Raw genomic sequence first — 13,089 nt, forward strand, 5'->3', positions numbered from 1 at the left:
TAATTATATTTTTGAAAGAATTATTTGTTGGTTATAAATTGTGTTAAGATTTTTATTAAAGGCATTCCACTTATCCATTTCTGCTGCTTTTACAATGGCATTCTTAAATATAAATTGTTTTTTATAAAAAATTTGTTTTCCTACATGCTTAAAAGAAATCAAAATATTGAAATCTTCTTCTTTTACAGTCAGATTTTCCGGAAGTTTACTCAGCTTATAACCTTCTGGAATAGCCAAAACTACATTAGATTCGTAGTCCGTTTTATAATCTAATTCATAATCAGTTTTTCTGTCCTTGAATTCAAAATTTTTAAATTCATCCATATATTCTAAATCTATATAAATTTCATTGTCAAATCTTGAAACTTTATTCAAAACATTAATCTCATAATTTACAGAAAGTTTTTGGTCTCTGTTAGTCAAATCAGAAGTCTTAATATTACTTGCCGAAATATTTTTATCATGTCTGGAAAGGTATTTCTCTAATGTCTCGCCTTTTTTATCGCTTTCAAACGAATTTATAATATTAAGGAACTCTGTTCTGCTTTCTCCTGTGTACAGCTTAGAGCAGGCACCGGTTAATTTGTCATTATCAATAATAAGATTGGCATTATATACTTCCTTGTTTAAAGCACTTGGCGCAACAGGAACTTTTTTAATAATAAATTTATCCCCATCTTCAATCATAACCTCTTTATTCTGAATTCTTTCAGCATCTTCTCCTAAGGAATTATATTTTTCTGTACCATCAATATAATAGGTTTTACCATTATGAAATAATGTGCATATCATATGATTGTCAACAGCTAATGACGGCGTTGTGTAATCATACCTAATATGTTTTGTGCCAATCCAGGTAAGTCTTGCGTCAAAACCTGCCAATTTCAGCATTTGTTTGCTTAGGTTCGCCATTCCTTTGCAATCGCCGTATCTTTTTTCAAAAACGTTATTTGATTCGTCAGGTTTAAAACCGGCAATTCCATCCTCAAAAGCTATATACCTTATATTGTCCTGAACCCAGTAGTAAATATTTTTAATTTTTTCTTCATCTGTTTTTGCTTTTGAGGTCAGCTCAGTTACCTTATTTTTAAGAACGCTCGTATCATCCTTCATCAAATCTGTTAGCGATTTATACCAGTTATATAAATCTGCTGTCGAATTAAAAAGCAGCGTGTCCTTATCCTTATTTTTAAAAGATTTTGCAATAATTAAAATGTGTGGATAAACGTAGGTTCTTCCCGGAGTTTTCTTTTCTTTATAAAATGCATCAACATTTTCCATCACATAAGTATAGGTCGTAATACCATTTTTTTCATCTCTTGTTTTTGTTTTCAAAACAGCATTCCCTTCAAAATTAAATTCCTTTAATTCTAAGTTTAACCAATCTGGTACAACGACAGTAATTTCTTTTTTTATAACCGGAAATTCGTCATTAAAATATAAAGAGGTAAAATATTTTATATCATTATATTTCTTTTTGAGTTCATAACTATAAGTATATCCCTGAACAGGAAAATCTACGTTGATATATTTGACACGGGCATCATTATAAAACAAATCTTTATCTTTATAAAACTCGTCTTTTACAGGAAAATCAGCGTTTTTTTTGTTCCTGTATTTCAAAGTAAACGTTTCGATTTTAGATTCGCTATCATAAAATTCATATTTACTAATATCAGCTCTGTGATTAATATTCATCAAAACCTCATTAACAGAATTATTTACAATGACTTTAGCATCACTTTTATTTAAATCAAAAGTGATTAGTTCTTTGCTTTCTAATATAGCAACATCATTTTTTGCATATTTTTCTCTAAGAGATTTTGCCAGCTGGATGTCTTCAGGAGTAGGATCGAAAGCTTTTTGCCCAAATGAATAAGTCGTAAACGAAAGGAAGGAAATAATTGAAAGTAGAAGTATTTTCATCAAAATATATTTAACGCAATTTACAAAAAAAGCGATACCAATTATTCTTTTCATTTTTTTTGAAAAAGATTGTAACTTTTTTGATACTCTTTACGTATAACCATTTGTACACTTTAAAAAATAGGGAGACAACAACATGAGACAACTTAAAATTACCAAGCAGGTAACCAATCGTGAGACTGCATCGTTAGACAAATATCTACAAGAAATTGGAAAAGTTGACCTAATTACCGCTGATGAAGAGGTAGAATTAGCACAAAGAATAAAAGCCGGTGATCAAAGAGCTTTAGAAAAATTAACAAAAGCCAACCTGCGTTTCGTAGTATCTGTGGCTAAACAATATCAAAATCAAGGTTTAACTCTTCCTGATTTAATTAATGAAGGAAACCTGGGTCTAATTAAAGCAGCTCAACGTTTTGATGAAACCCGTGGATTTAAATTTATCTCTTATGCCGTTTGGTGGATTCGTCAATCGATCCTTCAGGCTTTGGCAGAACAATCACGTATTGTACGTTTACCATTAAACAAAATTGGTTCTATCAATAAAATCAACAAAATGTATGCTTTATTAGAGCAATCTAACGAGCGTCCGCCTTCTGCTGAGGAAATTGCAAAAGAACTTGATATGACTGTAAATGATGTAAAAGAGTCTATGAAAAACTCTGGCCGTCACTTATCTATGGATGCTCCTCTTGTTGAGGGTGAAGATTCTAACCTTTATGACGTTTTACGTTCTGGAGAATCTCCAAACCCGGACAGAGAATTAATTCACGAATCACTACGTACTGAAATTGAACGTTCTTTAGAAACATTAACTCCAAGAGAGGCAGATGTTGTTCGTTTGTATTTTGGTCTTGGTGATCAGCACCCAATGACTCTTGAAGAAATTGGAGAAACTTTCGACCTGACTCGTGAGCGTGTTCGTCAGATTAAAGAAAAAGCAATCCGCAGATTGAAACACACTTCCAGAAGTAAAATTCTTAAAACTTATTTAGGATAAACAAATATTTGTTTCAAGTTTAGAGTTTCAAGTTATTTTAGTAACTTGAAACTCTAAACTTGAAACTATTTTAAAGCAAACAACAGTTTGATTGACTGTTCGTTTTTTGATTGATGATTGAAACTCCGGCTGATTACCGGAGTTTTTTATTTTTACTTTTTTAACTTTGTAAAAAAACAACACACAACTACACAATGAAAAATACACTTGTTGCCCCTTCAGTTCTTGCAGCCGATTTTGCAAATCTACAGCGTGATATAGAAATGATTAATAACAGTAAGGCTGACTGGTTTCATATTGACATCATGGACGGGGTTTTTGTTCCTAATATTTCTTTTGGAATGCCTGTTCTGGAAGCGATTGCAAAACATGCCAAAAAAACAATCGATGTACACTTAATGATTATTGATCCGGACCGATATATTAAAACTTTTGCAGATCTGGGTGCTAATAATCTAACTGTACATTACGAAGCCTGTACACATTTGCACAGAACCTTGCAGGCCATTAAGGCCGAAGGAATGAAAGCTGGAGTAGCAATCAATCCGCATACTAATATTGATCTTTTAGAAGACGTCATTAACTACATTGACCTGGTTTGCATAATGAGTGTAAATCCCGGTTTTGGAGGGCAGTCTTTTATCGAAAATACATATGCTAAAGTAAAGAAGCTAAAAGATTTGATTACTCGCAAAAATGCATCAACACTTATTGAAATTGACGGTGGCGTAACCAACAAAAATGCAAAACAGCTGGTAGAAGCAGGAGCTGATGTTTTGGTTGCCGGAAGTTTTGTTTTTAAGGCTGAAAATCCAATAACAACTATTGCTGATCTAAAAGTCCTTACTAGTTTCTAAATTTTTCAGATTAGGAAAAAAGTCAATTCCTGTCATTTTTTCGATAGTTGCTATAGGAACTACAAAATCATAAATCGAATTATCACTATTTTGATTCGGAACCAAAAAAGCAATTGCTTTATTTTTATTTCCTGACTTCGCTAAAATTATTTTATAAAAATAGGTAGGGACAGAAACTTCTTCTGTTCCTATTTTTTTGTCTGAATCCTTGAGTACACCACCAGTTACAACATAAATATCATTGTACTTACCGGCCCAATAACGTGTTTTTTGCTCAATCCTATTCCATATTCCGCTATTAAAATCATGCTTTTGGGGAGAAATATTTGAGGTGTAAAAAGTATCATTGTAAGCATTAACATCAAATTCCATATCACCCGCCGGACAAAGATGTCCTTTGTCATATCCTGATTTTTTATAGTTTCTCCAGTCTGCAGAACCTGTTGTTACTTTCGGGTCTTCGATAAAATATGGACGTTTATAATTTCCGTTTTTTAGATATTCTTTCTTCAATTCATATGCAACCCATTCCGCCTGTTCAAATTTTTCATTATAAGAAAGGGTATAATATTTATGTTTTACAATTTGTTTTGTAGTAGATGTAGGCAGATAAGCAACTGTATAAATTGAGTCGGTACTGCTTTGATTAGAGATAATTTCCTGCTTGTCTTCTGTAAATTCATTTTTACTATCCACTTCGTTTTTACACGAAAAAAACACCAAACCTATACACCCTATCACTACAAATTTATTCATATCCATATTATTAAAACAATAAAAAAACGCTCCGTAAATATAAACTTTCGGAGCGTTTTGTAACAAATTAATTTCTGAGAATTTAAGACTTCACTAATTTCTCTTTTTTCATTTTTGAAGGGCCGCCTTTAACCACATTGTTTTTTGACTGTAAATCGTCAAGCACATTTAATGCCTCTTCAACATATACATCTTTAGATAATGCCTGGTGCCATGCTTCTCTTTTTTCTTTTAAAGTTGCATCACTTTTGATTTCAAGTTCTTCGTATGGTAAAGATTTAAACACCAAATTGTTTTTGTATTCTGAAATTGGCTTATATTTTTTACCCTCGTTTTCAACTTGTTCCTGAGTTGCTTTGAAGCTTGCAATATTTAAACTATAAGTATTCTCTTTGTTCTTAACATCAATCCATTTTGCATTTTCTTCAATTAATTTAAATTGAGCATTTTGTGCAATTCTGGTTGTACTGTTTGCAATAGCCTGATTGAATTTTTTATTTTCTGTCCACGTGCTGTAATCAGCCGGATCAATTTTATCCCAAGGCATTGCATTATCAATATCGCGTTCACCCATTTTTAGGTAAGCATAACGATCTGGCATTACTACATCACTATGAACACCTTCGAGCTGAGTCGAACCTCCGTTGATTCTGTAAAATTTCTGACCTGTGATTTTCAATGCTCCCAAATCTCCATAAGTTGTATTACGAACAAATTGGTTTAGATCAAGTACATTTTGTACAGTTCCTTTTCCGTAAGTTTGCTTACTGCCAATGATAATTCCTCGTTTGTAATCCTGAATTGCAGCAGCTAAAATTTCTGATGCAGAAGCAGAGAAACTGTTTACCATAATTACCAATGGACCATCCCACTCGATTTTTTTATCTTTATCGTATAAAACTTCTTTCTTTTTTCCGGCAGATTTTACCTGAACAATTGGCCCTTCCTGGATAAATAACCCTGCAATATCAACTACAGTAGACAAAGATCCTCCTCCGTCATCACGAACATCCAGTACAATTCCGCTTATATCTTCTTTTTTAAGTCTTTCAACCTCAAGAGCAATATCTTTTCCGGCATCGCGCCCGTCTTTATTTTCAAAATCGATATAAAATTTAGGCAAATAGATTACACCATATTTTAAACCATTTTTTTCAACAATACTAGATTTCGCATATGTTTCTTCAATTTCAACAACGTCTCTTATAATCGAAATCACTTTGATGCTTCCGTCAACTTTTTTAACTGTAAGTTTAACTTCTGTTCCTTTATGCCCTTTGATTTTTTTCACAACATCATCAAGACGCATTCCTACTACATCTACAGGCTCGTCGTTTCCTTGTCCAACTTTTAGTATTAGATCACCTGCCTCAAGCTGTTTTCCTTTCCATGCAGGACCCCCGGAAATCAACTCATCAATTTGAGTGAAATCATTTTTCTTGGTTAACCTTGCTCCAATACCTTCTAATTTCCCACTGATATTAACATCAAAACGGTCTTTTTCCTCAGGTGCAAAATAACTTGTATGAGGGTCAAAGCGTGTCATAATTGAATTCACATATACTGAAAACCAATCTTCCTTATTTAAATCCTTAATAAGGCTAAAATTATCGTCCAATGATTTTAGTGAACTCTCACGGGTTTCTTTTTCTAAAGTTTCAAAAGATTTTGCTTTATATGCAGGATCTGTTTTCTTTTTGTCTTCTTCTAATTTTTGTTTGGTAACAAGAGAAGAAAGTGTTGAAAGTTTGATTTGTTTTCTCCATCTTTCATTAATTTCAGCAGCATTTTTTGCATACGGCGCATGCTCATAATCGGCATTAAAAGTCTCATCAACATTATAGTTGAAAGGCTGGGCTAAAATAGTTTTATATCGTTTTTTGCTTTCTTCCATACGTTTCATCAATCGTGTATAAGTAAGATTGAAAAACGTAAGGTCCTTATTCAGAAACTGATCATCGAGCATCAATTCATATTGTCTGAATTCATCAATATCAGATTGTATAAAAAATCTTTTTGACGGATCCAGTGCATCAATATAATCTTTGAAAATTCCTTTAGAAAACTCATCATTTATTTCTGCAGGACTGTAATGTCCTTTTTCAATAACAAAAGCAAGTAATTCTAAAAGTGTTTTATCTCTGTTTGGGTCCGGATCAATTGTCTTATCTGCATTTATTTTAAAAGCAAATAAGGTAAGCGACAAGCATAATACGGCTATAAGTATTTTATAATTTCGTTTCATAAATTTAATAATAGCATTCATCAATTTTTAATCTAAGTTACTGCAAAACTATAGCAATAAAGCCAAGTTCGGTATAATTTTTTGTTAAAGATATAAAAATGTTTGACTTACAAAAGACAAGTTTTATTTAGTTGACAAATTTTATTTTATTTGTGACTATTCTACGAAAATCTGTCATTACATTTGCTCTATTTCTCAAAATGCCAAAATATTTCATATTATGAAAAAAGAAAAACCACTGATCTTAGTTACCAATGATGATGGTATTCTTGCTCCGGGAATCCGGGCTTTAATAAGCGTCATGAGGACTATCGGGGAGGTAATTGTCGTAGCGCCAGACAAACCACAAAGCGCTACCGGACACGCGATTACAATTAACAATACATTATATCTCGATAAAATTTCTAAAGAAAACGACGCCATAACTGAGTACAGCTGTTCAGGAACTCCTGTTGATTGTGTAAAACTTGCCGTTAATGAAATCTTAAAGAGAAAACCTGATTTATGCGTTTCAGGAGTTAACCACGGGTCAAATTCTTCAATAAATGTAATTTACTCAGGCACAATGAGTGCTGCCGTAGAAGCCGGGATTGAAGGAATTCCTGCAATTGGTTTTTCTTTATTGGATTATGACTGGAATGCAGATTTTGAACCGATAAAGTCTTTTATCAAAAAAATTACTCTGGAAACCATTTCTAATGGTCTGCCCAAAGGTGTGGTTCTAAATGTCAATTTTCCAAAATTAAAGGAAAAAGAAATTAAAGGAATAAAAGTTTGCCGTCAGGCGAAAGCAATGTGGGTCGAAAAATTTGATAAGCGAAAAACACCTTTCGGAAAAGATTACTATTGGCTTTCAGGAGAATTTATTAATCAGGACAAGGGAGAAGATACCGACGAATGGGCTCTTGAAAATGGCTATATTTCGGTAGTTCCCGTACAATTTGATTTAACCGCGCACCATTCTATACAACAACTTAACACCTGGAAACTAAATGAATAATAATTATAAAGATTTACTCGTCGGATTTATTGTCGGCATTTTTACTTCTCTTCTGGGAAGCTATTTGTTTATTACATTTTTTACTCAATTTGATTTTTCTACCGGAATTAAAGCCATAAGAGAATATGGCTATTTAGGCAAAATAATAACAATAGGAACTATGCTGGACCTTGCTGTTTTTGCTATTTTATTACAAAGAAATAAAGAATTCATGGCCAGAGGAGTTATTCTTGCAGTGATTGTTTTGGCAATTTCTACTATATTTATTTAAATCTTATCTTTGCAATTGCAAAAATAGTTGTGGTTAAAACCGGAACACATTCTCAAATAAAACTAATATGAAATATTATATAATAGCTGGTGAAGCCTCTGGAGACTTACATGGTTCGAACTTAATGAAAGCATTATACGAGGAAGATCCTCAGGCAGAAATTAGATTTTGGGGCGGTGATTTAATGCAAAAAGCAGGCGGAACTTTAGTAAAACACTATCGTGAATTGGCTTTTATGGGTTTTATTGAAGTGATATTTAATTTAAAAACAATTTTAAGCAATATTACTTTTTGCAAAAAAGATATTTTAGAATTCAAACCCGATGTGATTGTTTTTATAGATTATCCGGGATTTAATATGCGAATTGCCAAATGGGCTAAAGCACTTAATTATAAGACACATTATTATATTTCGCCACAAATCTGGGCGTGGAAAGAAAACAGGATCAAGGCTATTAAAAATGATGTGGACAAAATGTTTGTGATTCTTCCTTTTGAAAAAAGTTTTTATGAAGATAAACATCACTTTCCTGTAGAATTTGTTGGACACCCTCTTATAGATGCTATTCACAATCAGCCTCCTTTTGATGAAACCATTTTTAGAATAGAAAACAATTTAAGCGAAAAGCCTATCATTGCTGTTTTACCAGGAAGCCGTCAACAGGAAATTACTAAAATGCTGAGTGTTATGCTTAGTGTGGTTGATGATTTTCAGGAATATGAATTTGTTATTGCAGGCGCACCGAGTCAGGAATATGAATTTTACCAACAGTTTATCACCAACAAAAACATCAAATTTATCTCTAATAAAACTTACGATTTACTTCGCTCGTCTACAGCAGCATTGGTAACATCAGGAACGGCAACCTTAGAAACTGCATTATTTAAGGTTCCCGAAGTCGTTTGTTACAAAGGAAGCAATATTTCCTACCAGATCGCAAAACGTATTATTACATTAAAATATATTTCGCTTGTCAATCTTATTATGGATCAGGAAGTTGTTACCGAATTGATTCAGAGTGACTGTAACACAAAACGTATCAAAGAAGAATTGCAAAAACTGCTTGAACCTGCTTATCGCGAAAAGCTTCTTCAAAATTATGACATCTTAGAAAAAAAGCTTGGAGGAGTTGGAGCCAGTAAAAAAACGGCAAAGCTTATTGTTGCCGATTTAAAACATTAAAAATTTCGTTTTGAAAAAAATAGTCGTTTTACTTATTTTATCCACCATTTTTATTTCCTGTAAATCCGGTTCATCTGCGGTAAGCAAAAGTGAATCAAAACGGGAAAACAAATATGTTGTGAAAAACTTAATTGAAACGGCAACAGATAAAATTGGTGTGCGCTACAAAGCAGGCGGAACAAACAAAAGCGGATACGATTGTTCGGGGTTGGTATTTAGTTCTTTTCAATCTGAGAATATTACATTGCCCCGATCATCATTTGAGCAATCCAAAGTCGGCAAAATAATTAAATTTAATGATGCCCAAAAAGGTGATTTAATCTTTTTTAAGACGAATAAAAGCAAACAGATCAACCACGTGGGACTTATCACCGAAGCCAATTCTGCAGAAATAAAATTTGTACATTCTTCTACAGCAAAAGGAGTTATTATTTCTTCTACCAAAGAGCCTTATTATCAAAATTCATTTGTACAGATCAACAGAGTAATTGAATAATTTTATTGTATAAATATTATTTTTCTTACAAATTTATAATACTTTTAAGCCATGAAAGTATTAGATTTTCCTTTGGCCAGAATTACAGTTAGCTTTATAATTGGTATATTAATTTCTTATTATTGGCGACCAGCCATTTCGGTTGCACTGTTTACACTTTTACTTTCCTTAATTGCACTGGCAGGCATTTATTTTCTTTCGCAAAAAAATAAAAAATTAAATATATTTTTTGGAATCTGCGTTAATTTAATTTCTCTGGAAATGGGTATTATGAGTTTATTACTTAATACAGATTCACTTCAGCAATCAAATTATACACATTTTAATGAGGCTTTTGAAAAAGAGCATTTAATGTCGTTTACATTACGGGAAAAACTAAAGGGTAACGATTACAATGATAGATATATAGCAGTCTTAAATAATATTGAAGATAAAAAGTATACTGGTAGAATTATTGTAAACATCGAAAAGGACAGTACAAAAAATTCACTTATAATTGGAAATACAATACTGGCAAGAACAACTTTACAAAATGTAAATACGCCAAAAAATCCCAATCAGTTTGATTACGGCAGGTATCTCGCCAATAAGCAAATATATGCTCAGATTTATATCTCAAAATCTGAAATAAAAGTGAGCCAAAAAATCCGGAAAGATATTTGGTTTTATGCAGCAAGATTAAATTCAAGAATAATACATAATCTTGAGGCAGCACATTTTAACAAAACCGAGATGAATGTTGCAATGGCTTTAATTTTAGGGCAGCAGCAGGAAATCTCTTCAGATATTATTCAGGATTATCAATATTCGGGCGCAACTCATGTTTTATCGGTTTCAGGATTACATGTTGGTTTTATAATGTTGTTTATCCTTTTCGTTTTAAAACCAATTTCAAATAACCGCAAAGGTTCTTTTATAAAACTGATTGCTATTTTACTTTCTTTAGCTCTTTTCGGAATCGTTTCCGGTCTCTCTCCTCCTGTTTTACGATCTGTTGTTATGTTTTCTTTTTTGGCAATTGGAAACCATCTGCGAAGAGGCAGCAATATTTATCATAATTTATTAGTCTCTGTTTTATTGATATTACTTTTCGAACCTTATTTTTTATTTGATGTTGGGTTTCAGCTCAGTTACATTGCATTATTTTCTATATTATGGATACAGCCATTATTTAAGGAAGTCTGGAAACCCAAAAATAAAATCGCCCTTTATATCTGGGAAGCCCTTAGTGTTTCTTTTGCCGCCCAAATAGGTACATTTCCTATTTGTCTGTATTATTTTCATCAATTTCCGGGATTGTTTTTTGTGACTAATATTCTGATTCTTCCCGTTTTATCTTTTATTATGATTGCCGGAATAATTGTTATGATAATTTCCGTATTTGGAAGCTGCCCTATATTTATAATTAAAATTTTCGAAAAAAGCATTTACCTGCTGGATCTAATCATTCATTATGTTGCTTCTTTTGAATCTTTTGTGATACGAAATATTGGGTTTAATTTTTTCTATTTACTGTCTTTTTATCTGGTAACGATTGCCGCTGTTTTTTGGCTAAAAAAACCTTCTTTTTTAAAATTAGCATTTCTTTTGATCAGCATAGTAATAGTACAGCTGTCTTTTATTATCACTAAAAATCAAACTGAAAACCAGCAAGAACTGATTGTTTTTAATCAAAAGAAAAAAACAATTATAAGTGAACGAAAAGGAAAAAATATTCAGCTTTTCACAAATGACAATTCATTAAAGAAAGAATCAAGCAACAACATCATAACCGTTTATTTGACCGGTAATTTTGGAGTCTTAAAATCTATAAACAAACTGGAAAATACATTGTTTTTTAATGACCGAAAAATTCTTTTGATTGATAGTTCAAGTGTTTATCCAAAAAATGCACGGCCTGATATTTTGATACTTACTCAATCGCCAAAATTAAATCTGGATCGTGTTATAGCAGATCTTCATCCAAAACAGATAATTTGTGACGCATCAAGTTCATACTCAATTCAGAAATACTGGAAATCTAGTTGCCGTAAAAAAAGAATCCCCTTTCATGCGACGGCCGAAAAGGGATTTTACAAATTAAATTAGATTAAATGCTTTATTGTGGATTTATAATCGCATCAGATTCAGTAATCCATGCTTTTGCACCACCAGGAATATAAGATAGTTTGCCCAGAGTATCAAACATCGTTTTGCCTTTTCTGATAGTAGCACTGGCAAAACATACTTGTGGCAAATCAACAATATTAAAAGCAGTTCTCAATTTGGAGTTTTGTTCCTTAATTTCGTTTGATGAAGCATCAGAAACATCCAGTTTTACTAAAATCACATTATTGCGTGACCATTTCTCAAATTCAGGGCTTTTAAACACTTCATTCTGGAGATTTTCAGCTGCTCCGGGTGAGGTGAAAAAAATCAGCATTGGTTTTCTTTTTTCGTTACTCATAGCAATCGCATCGGTCATGTCAGTAGTCCAGACTAAACTTTGTGATTTTGCCAAAAATGAAATTAAAAAAAACAGTAGGATAAGTAGTTTTCTATTCATAGTAGATTGGGTTTGGTTAAGTTAATGAAACTAAATTAACACAATATCTTTATCAGACAAGGAATATGTGTACAAATTACACTTTAGCTTTTCATTAAAATGAAATATATTTTTAAAGCGATAAAAATTTAAGATAATGAAAAAAAACTACTCTTAAAATGTTAAAATTCTAAACTGAATTTTGCCGTTTTTTCAAAAAAAATCCCTTTTTGTGAAACACACAAAAAGGGATTTTGCAAATTAAAATAGAAACTTACCTTAAATTTTATTCACTTGGATGCAAAATAGCATTAGACTCAGAGATCCACGATTGTGCTCCTCCGGGCTTATAAGTCATTTTTCCCAAAGCGCTAAAAGTTGTTTTATTTTTTCTTATAGAGGCACTTGCATAACACACCTCCGGCAAATTTTCAACGCCAAATGCATTTTTTAATTTTAAGTTTTGCTCCTTGTCTCCGTCAGAAGCATTGATATCTGAAAGATCCAATTTTACAAGAATCACATTATCTCTTGACCAAACAGCAAAATCGGGAGTTTTAAAAATTTCGTTCTGCAGATTTTCCGGTACACCTGAGGCGGTAAACAAAATCAGCATTGGTTTTCTTTGTTCATTACTTATAGCAATTGCATCAGTCATATTAGTTCTCCAGACTAAATTTTGGGAATGCATAAAAAATGAACCTAAAAAAAACAGTAGGATAAGTATTTTTTTAGTCATATAAATAGGTTTTTGGTTAGATTAGTAATGACGAAATTAACATAATATTTTAATTTTACAAGTTTTATTAATATAAAAAATACACTATATGT

At 32.2% G+C, this 13,089-nt stretch carries 12 protein-coding genes; 7 read left to right on the forward strand and 5 right to left on the reverse strand.

Going from position 1 to position 13,089, the window contains the following annotated elements; all coding sequences use genetic code 11:
* Positions 1–3 precede the first annotated feature (3 nt).
* The gene (locus tag JOD96_RS14550) at positions 4–1,926 is read right to left on the reverse strand and encodes a transglutaminase-like domain-containing protein (RefSeq protein ID WP_209564962.1); all 1,923 of its coding nucleotides are present in this window, start codon (positions 1,924–1,926) and stop codon (positions 4–6) included.
* A 136-nt stretch (positions 1,927–2,062) separates the two neighbouring features.
* Here JOD96_RS14550 and JOD96_RS14555 point away from each other — a divergent pair, with 136 nt between their 5' ends.
* Positions 2,063–2,926, forward strand: a complete 864-nt coding sequence (locus tag JOD96_RS14555) for an RNA polymerase sigma factor RpoD/SigA (protein ID WP_007804760.1) — start codon at positions 2,063–2,065, stop codon at positions 2,924–2,926.
* A gap of 194 nt (positions 2,927–3,120) precedes the next feature.
* Positions 3,121–3,783 carry a ribulose-phosphate 3-epimerase gene (rpe, locus tag JOD96_RS14560; protein WP_209564963.1) on the forward strand — a complete coding sequence of 221 codons (663 nt, stop codon included), beginning with the start codon at positions 3,121–3,123 and terminating at the stop codon, positions 3,781–3,783.
* Here the strand turns inward: rpe and JOD96_RS14565 are convergent.
* Both JOD96_RS14565 and JOD96_RS14570 read right to left on the reverse strand, forming a co-directional pair.
* Positions 3,760–4,545 carry a DNA/RNA non-specific endonuclease gene (locus JOD96_RS14565; RefSeq protein WP_410744290.1) on the reverse strand — a complete coding sequence of 262 codons (786 nt, stop codon included), beginning with the start codon at positions 4,543–4,545 and terminating at the stop codon, positions 3,760–3,762. The two genes, rpe and JOD96_RS14565, sit on opposite strands and share 24 nt — an antisense overlap.
* Before the next feature lie 76 nt (positions 4,546–4,621).
* Positions 4,622–6,805, reverse strand: a complete 2,184-nt coding sequence (locus JOD96_RS14570) for a carboxy terminal-processing peptidase (protein WP_209564965.1) — start codon at positions 6,803–6,805, stop codon at positions 4,622–4,624.
* 199 nt (positions 6,806–7,004) lie between these two features.
* Between JOD96_RS14570 and surE the strand changes: the two genes are divergently transcribed.
* From surE to JOD96_RS14595, 5 genes are all read left to right on the forward strand, one after another.
* Positions 7,005–7,784, forward strand: coding sequence for a 5'/3'-nucleotidase SurE (gene surE / locus JOD96_RS14575; RefSeq protein ID WP_209564966.1), 780 nt, complete (start codon positions 7,005–7,007; stop codon positions 7,782–7,784).
* Positions 7,777–8,055, forward strand: a complete 279-nt coding sequence (locus tag JOD96_RS14580; RefSeq protein WP_209564967.1) for a hypothetical protein — start codon at positions 7,777–7,779, stop codon at positions 8,053–8,055. The genes surE and JOD96_RS14580 overlap by 8 nt, the downstream gene beginning before the upstream one ends.
* A 67-nt stretch (positions 8,056–8,122) precedes the next feature.
* On the forward strand, positions 8,123–9,238 hold the full coding sequence (lpxB, locus tag JOD96_RS14585) for a lipid-A-disaccharide synthase (protein WP_209564968.1): 1,116 nt from the start codon (positions 8,123–8,125) through the stop codon (positions 9,236–9,238).
* A gap of 10 nt (positions 9,239–9,248) precedes the next feature.
* Positions 9,249–9,734: a C40 family peptidase gene (locus tag JOD96_RS14590; RefSeq protein ID WP_209564969.1), complete on the forward strand. Its 486-nt coding sequence runs from the start codon at positions 9,249–9,251 to the stop codon at positions 9,732–9,734.
* Between the two features lie 51 nt (positions 9,735–9,785).
* Entirely contained in the window at positions 9,786–11,822 is a 2,037-nt protein-coding gene (locus JOD96_RS14595; protein ID WP_209564970.1) for a ComEC/Rec2 family competence protein, read from the forward strand.
* Positions 11,823–11,832: 10 nt separating this feature from the next.
* Here JOD96_RS14595 and JOD96_RS14600 read toward each other — a convergent pair whose 3' ends face one another.
* Both JOD96_RS14600 and JOD96_RS14605 read right to left on the reverse strand, forming a co-directional pair.
* Positions 11,833–12,279 (reverse strand): thioredoxin family protein, encoded by a 447-nt coding sequence (locus JOD96_RS14600; RefSeq protein WP_209564971.1) that lies wholly within the window; start codon positions 12,277–12,279, stop codon positions 11,833–11,835.
* 265 nt (positions 12,280–12,544) lie between these two features.
* Positions 12,545–12,997: a thioredoxin family protein gene (locus JOD96_RS14605; protein ID WP_209564972.1), complete on the reverse strand. Its 453-nt coding sequence runs from the start codon at positions 12,995–12,997 to the stop codon at positions 12,545–12,547.
* Positions 12,998–13,089 lie beyond the last annotated feature (92 nt).

The sequence above is a fragment of the Flavobacterium sp. 1355 genome, assembly GCF_017833415.1.
Taxonomy (GTDB): domain Bacteria; phylum Bacteroidota; class Bacteroidia; order Flavobacteriales; family Flavobacteriaceae; genus Flavobacterium.